8 protein-coding genes are annotated in these 17806 nt (G+C 48.5%); 3 read left to right on the top strand and 5 right to left on the bottom strand.

Features of this window, described 5'->3' with window-relative positions; translation table 11 throughout:
• Nucleotide 1 precedes the first annotated feature (1 nt).
• The 3 genes from L1S32_RS00925 to L1S32_RS00915 are packed head-to-tail and all read left to right on the top strand — an operon-like array spanning nucleotide 2 to nucleotide 2521.
• Nucleotides 2–1282, top strand: a complete 1281-nt coding sequence (locus L1S32_RS00925) for a DUF58 domain-containing protein (protein ID WP_278155510.1) — start codon at nucleotides 2–4, stop codon at nucleotides 1280–1282.
• The gene (locus tag L1S32_RS00920; protein WP_278155509.1) at nucleotides 1279–1725 is read left to right on the top strand and encodes a hypothetical protein; all 447 of its coding nucleotides are present in this window, start codon (nucleotides 1279–1281) and stop codon (nucleotides 1723–1725) included. The genes L1S32_RS00925 and L1S32_RS00920 overlap by 4 nt, the downstream gene beginning before the upstream one ends.
• Nucleotides 1718–2521: a hypothetical protein gene (locus tag L1S32_RS00915; RefSeq protein WP_278155508.1), complete on the top strand. Its 804-nt coding sequence runs from the start codon at nucleotides 1718–1720 to the stop codon at nucleotides 2519–2521. The genes L1S32_RS00920 and L1S32_RS00915 overlap by 8 nt, the downstream gene beginning before the upstream one ends.
• On the opposite strand, the gene L1S32_RS00910 is transcribed toward L1S32_RS00915, so the two are convergent.
• The 5 genes from L1S32_RS00910 to L1S32_RS00890 all read right to left on the bottom strand — a co-directional run bounded on the left by L1S32_RS00910 (nucleotide 2457) and on the right by L1S32_RS00890 (nucleotide 17333).
• Nucleotides 2457–3449 carry a DUF1616 domain-containing protein gene (locus L1S32_RS00910; RefSeq protein ID WP_278155507.1) on the bottom strand — a complete coding sequence of 331 codons (993 nt, stop codon included), beginning with the start codon at nucleotides 3447–3449 and terminating at the stop codon, nucleotides 2457–2459. The genes L1S32_RS00915 and L1S32_RS00910 overlap by 65 nt on opposite strands.
• A 601-nt stretch (nucleotides 3450–4050) precedes the next feature.
• Nucleotides 4051–7266 carry a fibronectin type III domain-containing protein gene (locus tag L1S32_RS00905; RefSeq protein ID WP_278155506.1) on the bottom strand — a complete coding sequence of 1072 codons (3216 nt, stop codon included), beginning with the start codon at nucleotides 7264–7266 and terminating at the stop codon, nucleotides 4051–4053.
• Nucleotides 7267–7499: 233 nt separating this feature from the next.
• Entirely contained in the window at nucleotides 7500–8225 is a 726-nt protein-coding gene (locus L1S32_RS00900) for a hypothetical protein (protein ID WP_278155505.1), read from the bottom strand.
• 12 nt (nucleotides 8226–8237) lie between these two features.
• Nucleotides 8238–12041: a hypothetical protein gene (locus tag L1S32_RS00895; protein WP_278155504.1), complete on the bottom strand. Its 3804-nt coding sequence runs from the start codon at nucleotides 12039–12041 to the stop codon at nucleotides 8238–8240.
• Nucleotides 12042–12059: 18 nt separating this feature from the next.
• Nucleotides 12060–17333 (bottom strand): S8 family serine peptidase, encoded by a 5274-nt coding sequence (locus L1S32_RS00890; protein ID WP_278155503.1) that lies wholly within the window; start codon nucleotides 17331–17333, stop codon nucleotides 12060–12062.
• Nucleotides 17334–17806 lie beyond the last annotated feature (473 nt).

Below are 17806 nucleotides of genomic sequence, written 5' to 3'. Positions count from 1 at the left end.
CGTGCAGCCGACACGCCTCTGCAGGGCAGTGATGCTCCTTGGGGGGGCATGTGTTGTATCTGCATGGATCTTCGATGACCCGGCATTTTTCTTTGCAGGAGGTGCCCTGTGGCTTTTTCTCCTCCTTTCCCTGCATGCCGGAATTTCTGCTGCCCGGACAGCTACACATTACCTGACAGGAGAGCGCCAGACAAAAGAGCGGTTTTCCCGCTCGGGCACCCGGATACAGATGATAACAACCCTCACCTGTCAGGCAGTGCCCGGATATCGATTTGAGGCTGAAGAGATCCTTCCCGATTCCGCCACTGATATTGCCGGAGAAACAACTGTTATCATCCCCGATGGTGGGGGCACATGCACCCTGCAGTACTCCTTCCGGCCTCTTGCCCATGGCACCATTCATCCCGGGGGGGTCATCATCCGCTGTTCGGATGCCTTCTTTACTATTACGGTCCCAGTCATGAAATCATCCCTTCAGGGTCCGGATCTCTTTGTATTCCCTGAAAATGGCCTTGGACATGAAGGTTTGGGATGGTATGGGGACAACGAAACCATGAAACGAACCCCGCTGAAAAGCAGCGGTATCCGTTCATTCCGGGAATACCGTCAGGGAGATGATGTCAAATCCATTGACTGGAAGATGACGGCCAGGTACGGCACGACATATGTGCGTGAATATACCGGCAGTGAAGGAGGGACAGCAGCAGTGGTGATCGATCTGCCTGACGACACAAAAGATGCCACAGAAGAGATATTTTCCAGCGTACGAAAGGCAGTCATCCAACGAATTGCAGGGCTACAGGAACAGCGCGAATCGTCCCGGATAATTATTCTGGCAGGGTGCGAGATTGTGGCAATCAGGGATATACTGCCGGGGGCAAACATTTTTCATGAACTTTCCGCGACACTCACCCCGAAAAAGCGCATCCAGTCACTCTACCGGGCATATGCTCCCATAATGCTTGCAATACAGATGCGGAATGCAGGCGAAGAGATGCCGCTCACCCCTGTAGCACAGACAGCTGTCGGGACATTTTCCCGGTCAGCAGACCGAATCGGGTTTGAAGAAACGGTGCATCGCATACTGGTGTCATCCCGGGATACAGAAATTCATTGTTACACAACCGGAACAGGGGACCTCAGCCATATCTGGGCCATGGCATCCGCTGCGTATGCACTGCACCGCCCGGTGCGAATATTCCTTCCAAAAGAAGCAGTCAGAGACGAGATCAGGAAGGAAGCCGAGTTCTTTAACGTTCGTTCCCTCGAGGTGATACCATGATGTCCGGCAGATGGAGAACAGGATGTATCGGTATTGCAATCCTTGCTGCGATGGCAACTCTTGCCATTGGGGGCAGAGCGGAGATCATTATTCCGGGAAGTATCATCCTCGCAGGTATGGTAATCCTGTGGAAAACAGACGATACTGACCTGTATATTCTCGCTGTCGGTCAGCTGCTGGTCTACGGGTCTGCGTATGGGTCATATATTACAGCTATTATCTGTGAAGGATGCCTCTTTGCGGCGATTGCAGGGGAAAACAAAATAAAACTGCTCATAGCAACATTCATATCTCTCACCATCCTCGGTACAGCATCACAGATGATGTATCATACCGGCTGGTGGACTGCCGGGCTTATGATTCTCTGTATAATCCTTGTCATTTCAGCATTTGTACGGGAAGAAGCGATAGCACGGACAATGAGGAATGATTCAGATGAATAAAAAAATTCCAAAAGAATATCAGTCACCGTTACTTCTGATAGTGATTGCAGTATTGCTCATCCTTCCGGTGTTTATCACCGAAAGAACCGATCTGCCGGCAGCAACTCTGGTTGTTGCATCATGTGCCTGCTTTCTGGGTGCCGTATTCCTGATGGTGACACGGCCCGATGAGGGTATTCCGGCAGATGTGGCATCGTTTTTCTCAACCGGCCTTATGATCAGCTATGCTCTGGTTGCTGCTGAACTGGGGGCATCAGGTCCTGCACATTTCATTCCGGAGGGCATGGATGTCAGGCAGTTCAATCCGGCAGGCGGTACACAAAGTATCCCAAAACCGGGCATCACCGCAATTGTGGCTCAACCGGAAAGCGGAGGTATCTATTCTGTCCCTTCTGCAATGCCGGTTATGGAGAACCTTCGTACGTCCGGTGAACTTCAGATACCTCATGACATCCCGGACATCTGCACCGCCATTGCAGAAGCACAACGTGATCTGATGCATGCGGCAGACAATGTTTTAGTGACAGAAGAAGGAGAGAGCATTGTTGTAAAATTCTCAGGTTTCAGGTTTACGGGCGCCTGTGAACGGGTACGCTCCGAATCCCTCAAGATCTGTGAGATTGCCCCCTGCCCCCCCTGCAGTCTTGCAGGATGTATGCTTGCTGCAGGGACCGGAGAGGTCTGGAAAATAGAGGGAATCTCCCCCTCACCGGAAAATAAGGAGATGATACTTACCTTTGGTCGTATGCAGGGCGCACATCCACCCAGAGATGAAGGTCCCGATACGACGCATTGACCCGTTCAGCGCCGGAGACAGCATTATCAGGCACGGTGTCCATGAAGAGAAGGAACTGAATTCTGTTCGTTTCATTATCGGTAACCGTAAAATTATAAGGAATCTCAGTCGTTTCATTGTGGATAACGGTTACCGGAATCCTGTCTAAGAGTCCCATTGCATAGATTTCTGACCTGTTTTCTTCAGCAATCCATGTCTGGTTCATTGCCCAGGTCTCGATAATATAATCAACAGGTTTGTATTCATGGTTCCCGACTCCAATGATCACCGACTGCGGGGTGCCCACGGTAAAACGGTCAGGATAATCTGCCGCCACCCCCCCCTCGCCCAGAATATAAAATTCCGTAAAGTGCTCACCCTCTTTTGGCACAACGATCACATATACGGTTGTGATGACTGCCGCGAGAATAGCAATTATGAGAATATATGAAAGGGCACGGTCAAGAGGACTCTGGTCTTCAGAGAAGAGTTCAGTCTTTGCTTCCTCATACCAGTCCCGTACCGGCAAAGTAAACCGCTCCTCCGGGGCCAGCAGTGCACGGCGGAAATGGGCGACAAGGACCATAAGAACCGTAAAGAGGACCAGTGAGAGAACAATCGGGTCCAGCCGTATTCCCCACGGGGTGTAGTTCAGCGCAAGCCCTATCAGCGGTACCACTGCTATTGAGAGTCCAAAGGAGAGGGCAACCCGCTCAAGGGTGTCAATTTCTTTTTTCCCGGGGAAGAGTGCCGCAATGAGCGCGTATCCCGGAATAAAGAGCACAACCGGAAGGGCAAAGATAATCCTCAGCGGACTTTCATTCAGATATGGCACATATATGGTAAGCACGGCAATGCCTAACCAGAGCAGGATAGCTGCAAGATCACGAAACCATATGCCTGATCCAAAGGCGGTGTACAGGTCTTCTGTTGTTGGAGATTTTGTCATAACTATCAGAAAGGAATACTATTCAGATGCAGATGTCCGCATACCGGGAGTCATATCACCAGAATGCACAGTCAGGCATCCACCAGGGGATGGGAGAGAATACACCCCGGATGCTGCTGCCTGAAGCCAGTCCGAACTCTGCATCCTTGACGGAATATAATTGTCAACAGACCCGACATTATTTCGAATCATCTTAATTTATTTTACTATAAAACCATAAAAATATATAGTTTTATAAATCTCGATGAAACCCATTCGGCACCACCGGAACTCATCATTCTTTTTGACGGGGATTTTCACCACTGTTGTCGCAATCATAAAAAAAACAGACAGCAGGGAACACCCCCGCGCTGTTATGTATCGCAGAACAAAGGAGGGGTATGAACACATAAATCATACCTGTCCATAGCCTGCCCCGGATGAATACCTGAAAGCCACCTGTCAGCGGGATGCCACAGTTTTGCTATTCAGAGACAGGAGTAAATGAGACAGAAATCTCAAGGATGTATCGTATTTTATTAGAATCCGGCCATTCTCTGACGGAACCTGTTGCAGATATCTAATTTTTATGAAATGAACAAAAAAAGTGGATTTATTGTTTTTACTTCTTCTGCTGCATGTAGTAATATCCACCGCCGATGACAGCAATAAGGACAATTACCACAATGACCCAGATCCACGGGAACCCGCCGGTCTGAGTACCCTCGCCACCTGTTTCAGTGGGCACAGGGGTTTCACCCGGTACATCCGTTGGTGCCGGGGTCTGTGTCACGACCGGGGTTGGGGTTTCAACAATCTGCTTGAAGAGAGCGAATGTGCTGAAGTGGCTAATCTCACCGATAACGGTGTGGTTGTACGGATTAACACTGGTTGGAATATCCTCCCATTCTCCGAGCGCTTCATTGTACCATTTTATGACAAATGATTCGCCTGCTGCAAGTTTGTTCCACTCTTCTTCAGTGAGCTGGAAGGTCAGTTCTATCGCCGGACTGAAGGTTGCACCCGAGGGGCCCAGTTCCACAGCGTGGCCTGCAAAGGTAAATGCTGAGGAGCCTGGTGAAGGAATACCATCTGTTGCCTGGATAGTAATATCCTCAAGCGGCAGTCCGTTGGCATTGAGTGCAGTGACTCCCTCGCCAACAGATACTGATGCAAGGCCATCGGCTGAAGAGACTACGATTCCATTCTGGACAACACCATTGATATCAGTCTGGAGCTGTCCGGTTGTTGTGAACGTCTGAACCGGTGTGGTTGTGGGGACGAAACCGCCACCGCCGCCACCGCCGCCACCGCCGCCGGATGACTTCGTAATGAAGGTAGCATCACCGGTGACAGCCATGTTGCCGGACGCGTCATAGGAGACGATGCGGTAATGGTAGACGGTACTGGGTGAAAGTCCGGTGACAATCATGCTGTGGGCAAGCACATAGGCCGCATCAGACATCGTGTTCCCATAGGCAACGGTTGTACCGTATTCCACTGTGCTGTTTGCTGCAATGTTTGTAGTCCAGGTAACTGATGCAGCGGTTGTACCCGTCGTGACACCAACATTAGTGATATTCAGGACGGTAGAGTCTATGATGGTCAGGTCATGCACACCAAGGAGCTGTGCGGTTCCATTGTTGCTGAGACCAGCCAGCACTGCCTTGTAACTGCCTGTTTCAAGACCACTCACATTAAATGTCAGCGTGTTGGCATTCTTAGCGGATGCATACTTTCCAGCACCAGGGGTGATGTAGATGTTGTGCCAGAGTCTCTCTGTGGCCGCACCGCCTGCGGAAAGATCCACGGTCACCATGTCATAGTTGAGTGTCGAGAAATCAACCATTGCTGTTGCATTGTACTCAGTGTCGCGGTAGAGCATCACTTCGAAGTACTTGCAGTTGGAATTGACACTGGCATCAAAAGTCCCGTTCACCACAACGGTGTCTGCAGAGATAGTGCCCTGGTCTGTGGTCTCAAGGATAACAACCGGCATCATTGCAATGACACCAATACGGTCACCGTCAAAGGCAAGTGCTGCAAGAGCATAGTCACCGACATCAGGTGTGGTGATTGCATCAAATGCGACACAGTCAGTGCTCATGCGGAACCCTGAGGAAATGTCCACCTGATTCGCAGGGTTCTTCATCATCTGTGTGATGTTGCCGGATGCGGTGAGCGGGTTTCCTCTCTGGATATCCTGAGTGTAAGAACCATCAGGGTTGACGGTAATCTTGGTCCACCCTCCATCAATGAAGATGTAGGCACTGTTTTTCACCAGTTGTGTGTAGTTGATGCCGCCTGCGGACCCTGAATCGATGAGATCATTGAGATACGATTCATTTGCCTCCATCATCACGATATTTGCACGTGTGATAGCAGGAGCGATTACACGGAAATCAATGATGTCTGAAGGTTCATATGCCCAGAGAGTCTGGTAGGTGTCTGTGCCTGCATAGGTAGCATTCGCACGGTTGTCAACGGTTACGTATGTGTCACTCGTAACCTGACCAACATTCTCAACCTGACGGGTAACTGTTCCGATGTCAGGGAGAGAGATACTGCGGCCATTGTAGAGCGTGATCATACTGGATGCTGTCCGGTCCATGTCGACCATAGAGGTAAACTCAGTGTCCAGTCCTGAAATAGTGCCCATCTTGGTTGAGTTTACCCATGCAACATAGTTGTTGTAGAGATGGAAATCGTAGGCTGCGAAGTTTCCTGCATTGTCATAGGCACGGAATGAGAGGTCACGGTTTCCGGTCGTAATAGTCTGCTGGGCACTGCCCACCTGCACAGCGGATGTCCAGAGAACATCGCCTGTGGATGGCTCAACTATTGAGACATTCTTGAATCCACTGACACCGTCTGACGAGACTGTCCAGTCGAAGGTCAGGACTTCATTTGCTTCAATATACCCGTCACCATCAGAATCGGTAACCATCGCATTCAGTAATGGCGAAGTTGTGTCAAGGGTATATGTCCAGTTGAGATAATGCTCCCCTGCTGAGATTGTATCAGTACCGGTGGCATTCACCCAATAGATACCGTCACCAAGGACAGGAAGGGCGCCGTATGCATAATCACCGACAATTGAAACAACAAGATCTGTTGAAGTGGAACCATCACCGATGGTCATGTTCACTGTAGTGGTGTCCATCTGTGACATGAATACCGAAGCAGATACGGGAACAGTGTTAATGTAACCCACAGGTGAAGGGTTCGAGAAGCCAACATTCTTGACATTGAGTACTGTCTGTTTCGGGATTGCAGAATGTCCTGCTGGATCTTCTGCATTAACAGTCAGGGTGATGCCATCCTCAAAAACATCCCATGATGCAGCAGCGGCATACGTATAATACCCATTGCCGATATCAGTGAGAGTAAGCGCATAAGGGGCGCTTGTGTACGTGCCGTTCGTCAGGGTGGCAGTTGCCGTAGGCAATCCGCCTACTTCGTTGATGTATCCGGTAATCTGGAAGTTTTTGCCAACATTGGAAGGCGTGGTAATGTTAACGATTACCGGGGCAACATCATCCTTTGTGGTGAAGGTGCCGTTTGCAATGGTAATTGCTCCAAGCAGATTTGTTGGAGGAATGTTAACGTCCACAGCTGTAATGGGAACAATACCAAGCTCTGTGCTGCTTCCATCGTTTTTCAGCGATGTAAACGTGATGTTGAACAGATTTGCAGCACCATTGGGTATGCCGGATACAGTGGAGACAGTAAATGTCATCCCACTTGCCAGAGCAACCGGGGCCACACCTCCATTCGCAAGGGTTTCTGTTGCAACAGCGGTTGCAATCGTCTCATCATAATATACCCTATACGTCAAAGCTCCGACTTTCGGAGAAAAGTCATTTGTTAAGGTATATGTTACAGTGCCATTCTGCCCCTGGGCCACATTAGTGACATCAGATGCGGACAGCACCCCTGTTCCAGCTGCTGTTACCCCTGTTATGCATAATAAAAGGGCAATTAAAACAGCTAACAACCTTCTTTGTAGTATCATCATCTCTCAAACCTTCTTTCAGTACATGAAATTCTGCCAGAATTGACTCACAGGAATCATTTTCCTTTTTTAAATATAAAAAGACTTGCAAATGAAATTAAAACAACGAAAATACTATAAGGCGACTGTGTTGGCGGAATGGTTGCTGCATTCGTTTCTGTGACTGCAGGACTTTCATTATCTCCGCCGAGTGCAGGGGTTGCAGGGGTTGCAGATGTCGCAGACTGAACAATAGGATCAACAGGCATTTCTGTAGATGTAGCAGTAGCTTCGGTTGGAGATGCTGTTGTTGCAACAGGTGTTGCTGAAGGTATGCCCTGAGTCTGTGAAACTGTGATTTCAGAAGCCGACACCTCACTGCCAGAAGGGGGAGTCGGAACAGCCCCGGTAAACTCCTCATTTGTGTAGGAAATGGGATCTCCTTTCACATTTGCAAGTTCCCTGACATACACCACAATATCTCCGGCACCTGTTGTCCGAACGGAAGCGACCGGAATATCGCCTGTCTGTCCCTCCGTTGCTATCCCCGCAATAAATGTCTGAAATTCGTCATTCAGGATGTTTGATGCAACCATGAACCCTGGTGCACCGTCAACAGACTGGATGCTTACATTCCCCGCATATGTGAGGACGACACTGAAGGCTCCAAGACCAATGGAGTCATCAACTCCTTTTACTATCAGTGTATCGTCCTCAAGTACAATATCTGCAGCCCCTGCTGATGTTACGAGAAATAAAAGAACCGTAAGCAGGGAAAAGGTTCGCAAAAAAAAAGTGTTCATTTGATGTTCCTCTCACTGGTAGTATTCATCAAGATTGCCAACCACTCTGTGGCTGATGTATAATGCATCGATAGCATTAATCGTCTGACTGTTTCTGTCGTAAACATCAGGATACCCGTACGTATCAAATCCGGCGATGTTTCCAACCACGAAGTGGAGAATATACAATGAATCAATTGAGTTGACAGATCCGTCGTTATACGCATCTCCCCATACATCACCATCGAACTCCATTCCTATATAATTGGTTCCTGAAGTTGTGTTATACACAACGAGTGTTGCATCAGTGGTGGTGTATGTCCCTCCAGGTCCATAAACAAATGTACCCGGAGTTAACTCATACTCGCTAGCTCCCAGCACAGCGCCGTTCAGTTTTACAACCGGGCTGTTAACAAGATACCGCTGCGGGAACTGAAGTGCAACACCAAGTTCTCCACCATCTCCCATAACAGAGACGTTGTATGTTGTGGACTCAGCCACGTTGGCATTGAGTTCACCCGGTATCTGCGCAACGCCTGCGATACTACCTGAGCCTCCCTCTGAAAGAATCAGGACCGGTTCGGCCATCGTCGTGGGCAGGGTTACATTGTACACAGTTGTCTCACCATAGTTGACAACAACCGTGCCGTGCACATCAGGGAATCCGCTCTTGGTGACATTGAACTGGTAGCTGTCCTCTAAGAGGTCGCTGAATTCCCAACTTGACTTGGCAAGGACTGTGTTGACGCCGACTGTAATCGTATCTGCTGTGACCGGCACATAATTCTCATCCTGAACATTGATGGTCACATTGCCGGTTCCTGTCACATCGAAATTATGGCTGGTGTATGCAACATTGCTGTCATCATACAACGGAATGATTCTCAGTGACATGTTGAGAGTTCCGTAGTTTTCCGGAACAATTCCGAACGTATAGGTATATGGTGCATCCTGCACCCAGCTTTCCGGTTGGATGAAGATTGAATCCTGGTTCTCGTTTGCTGTACTGTTGAGCACTTCATAGGAAACAGCAGCACCGTTGCCATCTCTGATGGTTGACGTGTTGTCAAATGAGAAGTCTGCAATCGGAACTTCAATCATTGGTGAGAACAGGTCTGCATCAGAGATCACCCCAATACTGACATCTGTTGCTTCATTAACAACCATTGGGGAGGGATCTGAATTAACTGTAATAGAGAATCCTCCGACATCTAATTCAACTTCCGAAAGAATGTCGATATTCGTGTTAATCTGGGAGATTTCAAAGCTGTTGTCATCACCCTCCATCTGGATTACACGGGTATTTCTGATGGTACTGTCAATTTCATTGAGAGGGGACCACTGGCTGTTCTCGACAGAGAGAGCAATAGGCCCGTCTCCTGCGGTAAGCTGGCTTTCAATTTCGTGTGATTTCACGATGCTAAACCCGTCGCCAAATATATCTCTGGTCTCAGTACCGCCTGCCATCATCGCTGCCATCTGGGCAGAGGTGAGAGTATATTCTTCACGTGGATTGGCCGCATTCATGGTGAATGTGTGAACCAGTACCCCGTCAACATATACATCAACGGTTCCGGTTGATATCTCGCTTCCCTGGCATACAATCAGTGCATCAATTGCTGCCTGGCTGGCCCAGGTGTACCCCCAGCTTCCGCTGTTCTCATAGGTGTCAACAAGCCACCCGACACCACTGCTGATTCTTGCATCATCATTCGGAACGCCTGTTGCGTTCAGGGCAAGAATTGCATATGCGGTGCTTTCAGTGATACGGCCATTGTCATACCATCCATAGTAGGTACCTGCCGGCCAGGAACCATCAGCATTCTGACTATTATTGAGGTAGCCTACAGCTCTCTCTTTTGCATCAGTTATGTCAGCTTCTGTTACTGTATCTGATGGGAGACCGAAGGATTCCAGACCCCACAGACCAAGCGCTGTTGCCATCGCAGCATCATCACCATCTGAGAATGCACCGTTCAACTTCTGATTGTCGATGAGGTACCTGGTCGCATTCTGCATGTTCTCTTCCATGTAGCCACGGTATGGCTGCTGAACATCCCCGCTCTGGTTGATCATGTCGTGAATGAGCATGACAAATGCGGTGTTGGACTCCTTTGTCCATGAGTGACAGACAGGCGCACTCCAGTACCAGGCACCGGATGACGGGTCGTCCGGATTTTCGTGGAACCACTCAATCAGCTTTTCAAAGTTCGCAGTTCCGTATGTAACTGTGTCCCCGGTAGATATCTTATCAACAAGCAGGCGGTTTAGGTCCTCATCGGTCTTGTTGATCTTTGCAAGCGTGTAGCTGGCATACGAACTGGATGATGATTCTGACGGGTCTCCGCCCCAGAGGCTCCACCCACCGTCACTATTCTGACCACGTTCTCCGCCATTCACAAGCTTATCGATTCCAGTGCTGACAGAATTGTTTGCCTGATCACGAATTGACGCAAAGTTCGTCGGCGGGTCTGCACGACCGAGATAGTAGTTCTTTACATTGAGGGAAGCAAGCATCCTGGATGTGGTCTGCTCCACACAGCCATAGGGATACCCGACCAGATAGCCAAGCCCGGAAAGGGTTCGTCCCTGTGCACCTGACTGTGCCACAATCTTTGTGACATTGCGGTTGGTGTTGTTTGTATGGACGGTGTTAAACTCCATCGTCACCGGTGTAGTTGCTGACGTAATCCTTGATGAGTTGATGGATTTCACCTGAATGGAAGGGACATAGATTGTGACATCTTTCCCCTGAACAGAAGCGCTCTTTCCATTCGCAGATACGGTATAGTTGAAGAGATTGCCGTTGAACGTGCCCGGTTCAGTTGATCTCATCCAGATATAGAGATAATTCCAGTTGTAGTTGTAAAGATATGCAGTCTGTTCACTGCCGCCCCAGATTTCAAATGAGTCTGGTACATCGATGCTGAGATTTACCGCACCGGCCTTATTAGCGCTCACCCGTACATAATGGTAGAACCAGTTGTCAACCTGCGCACGGTCCACACCGTACGCCTGTCCATCCGGGTAACTTAACTGATAGTCAATTGAAGTGATAGTCTTTTGATCGGTAGGGCTGCCCCTGACCGCATCATCGGAGGTTACGGTAAGGTTTACCAGATACGCGCCACCTGTTGCTGGTGTCCAGGCTATCTCCCGCGAAAAGGTTCCTCCGGGAAGAATGACAACATCATCATAAGTTTGATTTTGGACAATGATTGCGTCTTTTACAATGGTAACATTGATAGTAAGAGGGGATGTCGCAACAGTCCGCTGGTTTGCAACGCTGGCCCGTATCAGTGTCTCTTCGTTAACAGGAACCTGACGGTTCGGAATACCAATACGTGCATCGACGACACTTGAAACGATTGTCGTGATACTCCCGTTTATGATCGCATCAACCGGAATATCCTCTCCAGAGGTTGAGTTTAAAAATCCGTAGTTATTTACCGTTATCGCAACAGGTGAGGATTCACCGTTGTCACCCACTCCGATGAAGGAGAGATAACATAAATCAATTCCACTCCCGGATAATCCTTCAAGAGTCGAGTTCAGGCCTGCAATACGCACACGGCCGCTCTGAATATTCTTCTCTAACGAATCAATTGACGGACCTGCCGTTACCTCTGATAACGATACCAACACCGGATTCCAGGTAATGTCAATATCATAGCTTCCAAGCCGTACCACATCATCTGCCACCACTGCAAGTTGTACACTGTCTCCTTTATTCAACTCTGTTGCTGAAGGATCAATAAAGAGAGTTGCCGCCGAAACGGCACTACACAGTACTGCAAAGCAGAGGAGGGCAGCGACACATAATTTCATGTTTTTCATCAGAACCACTCCTAAAAATCAGCGGATATTGAAGTAATCATCCCTCAATTCCGCATTATACTGGGCGATAAACATTGCATCACCCACATCCACATGGCTGTTCTTCGTGACATCGGTCTGGAGGAGGCGCGTACCCGTCGTTGGTTTATTAGCGTCAAGACCAACTACCCATTTAAGCACTTTCAGGGTGTCTGCCTGACTCACAACGCCGTCTTCGTTCGCATCTCCATAGAGCAGAAGCGTGGCACTGCCATCGGTAACCGCGACAGGAATGGTGAAACCATTTATGTCCCACAGCCCTGCAGAGAGGTCCAGAGGCGTCTCATCGCCAGTGCTTCCAATAATGTCAATCACAAGTGTGGCAACTGTCACACTACCGCTTTCACTGCTTGTCTGTGCACCATTAAAGATCACATACCCCTCCTGCGCATGCAGCAGGTTTTTCCCTGTCAGTGCAATGTCTCCTGATACAACATCTGTGACAGTGATCATTGAAGCGTCATAGCTGAAGTTCATCTGATATGCGGCAAGGTCAGTGACACCCTCCACAATAATTGGGATCTCAATACCTGTACCCGGAACAAACACGTCATTCTGTGGCAGCACAATTGATGCCGCTGCCTCGGTATAGGAAATGAGATTTTTGGTGCCGATGTTGTTTGTGTATGACGTCTCATAGTCGGTTACATGACCGGGATTTACTGTGGCGGAAATGTCATACGTCCCTGCTGAAAGGGTTTTATTTCTCCAGACAGTGGTGGATTCACCAGGGCCAAGAGCGATTATGGAAATTCCGTTTTCAATCGCAGTGCCCGTGATTTCATAGCTAAGAGTAGTTGCCACACTGGAGACCTGCCCTGCATTGGTGACCTTCACACCGATTGGTGTTACGGCAAACTGAGTCGTTGCTCCAGGTGCGATGATCTCCGTCACCAGATCCGGAGCAGTGACTCTCAGATTATGGTTATACACATTGTTGTCATAGCGGAGTTCTTCAACCACCCGGGGTTCCGGATTGACAGTTACTTTCACCGATTTATCCTGCGGGAGGCTGGTTGTTTCGGGATCTATTCCATAATCCTGAGCAGACTGCTCGACGTTCATGTAGAGCACCTCTGCAGTTTCCCCTTTCAGAATGTTGTAGTTAAACGTAGTGTTTTTGGTGAAAGTGGCAACCTCTGCCACAACTTTCACAGCTGTTCCGCTATATACAAAATCACTCGTACCGACGTTGGTAACATAGAGGCCAAGGTCATTGACGCGGACTGTGTCATCACGGTTGATCTTGACAACATGCGGTGCATCCACAATCGGCACAAAGTCCGGCAGTTCTCCTGCAACCGGCATGAAATAACCATACCCTGAGGAAACGAGCATATCGTCATGGATACAGATAACCTGATAATTCACTGAGCTGGAACTGCCGAGTTCTTCGCGGTATGCCTGCTCAGCAGCTGTTGGTGCAACGAATGTCAGAATCAGCTGCCCACTGGCATCTGTGTACCCGGTATATGTCTGGCTGTAGGGGTCAGGATATTCACCCAGATAGGTCCAGACATTCTCATTTCGCGGGTCTCCATATATGCCAAATGAATACAGATCGTATCCTGCTGCAGCACCCAGCCTGAAGAGCACCTTTGCACCTGAGACAGGCATGCCATTGTGATCCGTGAGGGTGAAGGTTACCGGAACAGATGCACCGACAAGCACGTCATCCATTATTGGATATGTCAGATTGTATGACGTGTCTGTGAACATCGTGCCTGTGTAGTGCATGCTTCCCTCAACAGGATTTAAGAGACCAAATTCTGCTGAGTAGTATCCTGCTTCAGGTACATCTACCGATTTGCTGTATGTTCCGTCAAACTCCATGGTTGAAGCATCGAATGTGCCGGAAGATGAGAAATATGCTCCAAGCTGATCAAAGGTGAACAGACCTTTTTCAAGGATTGATTCATCATTCGGCCCGGTGCTTGTGATGGTTATCGTACGTGTATCATTGTCTGCTGCAACCGAAACAGTGCGGCTTACACCATCCGGTTTTAAGTAGGAATGATACGCCGGGGCCATTGGTTCAGCGGTTAGCAGATCTGCTGCAATTCTTGAGCCTGAATACGGGTTGTTCAACGGATTAGCTCCAGAATAGATCCAACCCCACACATCCACACCACCGGTCACTGCAAGATATTCATATCCTGCAGCTCCAACCTCACCAGGTGTGACAGTAAAACTGCACGTGCCTTCTGCATCTGTTGTGTTGCTCAAAACGCCGTCTCTGGTGTAGAGATAGACGATATGGCCTGCTACAGGTTCACCGGCGTGGTATTCAGAACTCTCATCAAGAGTATAATTATACACCGTAAATCCGAGTGTTGCCTCATCTGCCGGTATACTCTTATACCCCTCCTGATCCCATGTTGCAGACCATTCTGATGATGTTTTAGACAGATAGGTTCCATCGAAAGGAAGGTCGAAAGAACTCTCAGTGGTCCTGTGCTGTATCCACGGTGTTAATTCACCATAGACCAGGGCTGCACTTCCTTCATTATACTCACCATCTGAAAACGGCGTTGTAACATAGACCAGTGCGAGGTACGCACCCTCAGGCATGGTCAGGCTGTAGACACCGATACCACTGTTCATGTCGAAATTTTCAGAATATCCAGTGACATCCATCCCCTGAATCTCTGCTTCGAGGTCAGCAAGGGATGTAAGCTCCCCTCCAAGGAGCGAATTGCGTGCTTCTGCAGTAAGGGAGTTTATCTGGGTCTCACTAAATGCTACCACTGTCGCAGTAGCAGTAGTGCTGGTAGATTTTCCGTAATGTCCGGAAGAGATGACTGCACTGATATCAATCGAAGAGCCGGGACTGCAGATTGAATATTCCGGAGAAATCGATACTTCATAACGGTCATCCTCCTCGGAATTGAGAGAGCCTACCCGTACATCATTCAGATAAATTGAATAATACCAATAATCTCCGACGTCCTCAATAATCGCGCTCAGGTTCAGTTCCGTTGCCACAACTCCGCCAACCGGGGTAATTGTCTCAGTATAGACGATCGGCACCGGCGAATTGTTCCGAATTGTCAATACCACATCATCGGTGTATGGTGTCCCGTCTGTATTTAAGAGGGGATACATAATGGATAACGTGTCGTTCGGTGCTGCCCGGTAATCTTGTGATTTATAGATAAAGTCACCAGCCGGCATTTCTGGCGGAGGGGCAGCCTTGAAGAAAGCTTGTTCTATTTTATGCTCATTCCAGGTGATACGCAGCATCAGGCCTGTATTATCGGCATACGTGGAGAGATCCATCGATGTCAGGGCATTGCCCGACGCATCGGTAACAACGGTCTGATTCACAAAGTCATAGGGAGGAGCGTAAGCGTTTCTCCCGACAGAGAATTCAACATCTTCGCCTGCCATCGGCACACCGCCGGTGACATTCCACGCGACTGCGATGACGGGCAGCAGATTGCCGTAAACAGTAAATTCTTCTGAAACACTGCCGCCAAAGAGTTCATAGATAACACCGTCACCAATCGGGGTGTTACCCAGACCACCTGTTACATTGACTGCCTCAAAGGCGTTCACTCTTCCGGCACCGTAGACACTGTTTTTCACCATCGTGTCATGCACAGCACCATTCTCGTCAATGTGAACAGCTGAATCCATCAGGGCGTCTTTGATATCTGTAGAAGAGAGACTGCTGTTTCCTGCAAGCATCAGTGCCGCTGTTCCTGCCACTGCAGGTGCCGACATGGATGTTCCGTCAAGAATTGCATATCGCCCATCCTTATATGAAGAGATGATCCCCACGCCTGGAGCAACAACATCAGGTTTGATATAGGGGTTAGCTGAGTCCACCGGGCCCATACCGCTGAATGTCGCCAGATAGTCCATCATGTAATCCGTGGCACCGACCGTGATGACGTCCTCTGCTGTACCCGGCATGCCGATGGTACCATGGCCGAATTCACCATCATTTCCGGCGGAAACAACAACCGTAGTATCGAGGTTCATCACGTTGTTCAGTGTTTCTGAAACCAGGTCCCTACCATTGGACTGATAACAGACCGCTATCCTGATACTATCGACGCTGATGCTCTCGCTCCCTGCGTTAGTCAGCGTCGCTTTCCAGTTGCCTGTCCATGCACCTGAATTGTCTGTATACGGTGCCTTGAAGTAGTAGATATTCGATGGGGTATCAAATCCAAGCCAGTCAATGGCACTGCCTGTAGCAGTGTAACCATCTCCATCAGTTACGGTAAAGGTCACGTTTCCGCCATTGATAATCTCATCAATAACATAGCTTCCTGCATTGCCTCCGTACACAGCTCCAACAATGAACTGCGGCTCAAAGTTCGTTTCGAATGATGGCGCTGCCTCAACGGTTACTTCTACAGAAGAATTGGCCTCAAGCATTCCGACAATCGTTTCAGAAGAGAAATACTCACTCCACGGACCATAGAATGCACCAAGACTCATGGAGATAATATCTGCCCCATTCTCAACCGACCACTCAACACCGTCCAGGATATCGGAGAATTGACCGCTTCCGGCTGCATTCAGGACCTTTGCACCCATCAGGTTTGCACCGGGTGCCACACCCAGCACCACATCAATTATGTTGCCACCGTATGTCGTTTCCACAACACCTCCGGCAGATGTCCCTGCACAGTGTGTGCCGTGGCCATTGTCATCATATGGCGTCTCATTATTACCATTGACAAAATCAGCCCATGCGACAATCCGGTTGCCAAAGGCAGGGTGACTACCGTCAATACCAGTATCAATAATTGAGATATTGACTCCGGCACCGAGATTTCCCGTATCCCATACGGATGGGGCTTCGATAAAATCTGCACTCCAGACAATGCCACCCTCTTCGGTTGAATACACAATGGAATCCGGAGACACCTCATTCATCGTCTCTATGACAGGATCGGTCGCTGTAACCGTAAAGTCATGTTCAATGTGATCCACTCCGGGCAGCAATGCAAGCTTTTCAAGGTCTGCCGGATATGCCTCCACACGAATGGCATTTACAATCCAGTAAGACTGTGCAGTTTGTGCGGCCAGAGGATCCATTCTGGCAAGTGCACCCATTGCCATCTCCTGCTGCGACGCAGCAACAGCTTTCATCATCTGTACCGACGTAGTCCCGGTCGGTTGATCACTCATGATCAAAAAGACCGGAATACGCTCCCCGCCAGCATCCTGTGGCGGGTCTACAATCACATATTCGCCAGTTCCATCACCGTCAAATTGCGCTGCTGACGCAGACACAATCAGGAGGAATAATGCAAATGACAGAAATATGCATTTATTTACAAGCGATCCCATAAATCTACCTCTCAGTAAATACCATTGTCAACGCTAGGAAAATATAATAAATTTGTCATCCCTGCAGGATTTTTTGGTATTGCATACCAGTAATGATTATAAATATTATTGTTGATTTAAACAATCCATATAATCCATATCTCAGTATTATTGCTTGAAATAAGCATTAATTTAGTAATTTAATCAAAATTTGGCATTCAAACATAACTATATAAACATATCTCAATCTGAAAAAAACATAACTGGAGAAATCGGTGACGAAAAATCGACACACACATCCTGAAAATTTCAATTAAACAATTGTTAATGAATAAAAATGTGCTATACTATAACAGATCTATAACAGATTCGGATTCCTGCCTTCCAATATTGCATACATAACTGAATGAAGCACATTTAAACCGCAAATATGTTTA

This window comes from Methanogenium sp. S4BF, assembly GCF_029633965.1.
Lineage (GTDB): Archaea > Halobacteriota > Methanomicrobia > Methanomicrobiales > Methanomicrobiaceae > Methanogenium.
This window is presented reverse-complemented; position numbering and strand designations above follow the sequence as displayed.

Bases quoted from the DNA above. Each gene is read 5' to 3' on its own strand.
- L1S32_RS00920 (WP_278155509.1), top strand. From the start codon at position 1,279: ATGATGTCCGGCAGATGGAGAACAGGATGTATCGGTATTGCAATCCTT.
- L1S32_RS00915 (WP_278155508.1), top strand. From the start codon at position 1,718: ATGAATAAAAAAATTCCAAAAGAATATCAGTCACCGTTACTTCTGATA.
- L1S32_RS00910 (WP_278155507.1), bottom strand. From the start codon at position 3,449: ATGACAAAATCTCCAACAACAGAAGACCTGTACACCGCCTTTGGATCA.
- L1S32_RS00900 (WP_278155505.1), bottom strand. From the start codon at position 8,225: ATGAACACTTTTTTTTTGCGAACCTTTTCCCTGCTTACGGTTCTTTTA.
- L1S32_RS00895 (WP_278155504.1), bottom strand. From the start codon at position 12,041: ATGAAAAACATGAAATTATGTGTCGCTGCCCTCCTCTGCTTTGCAGTA.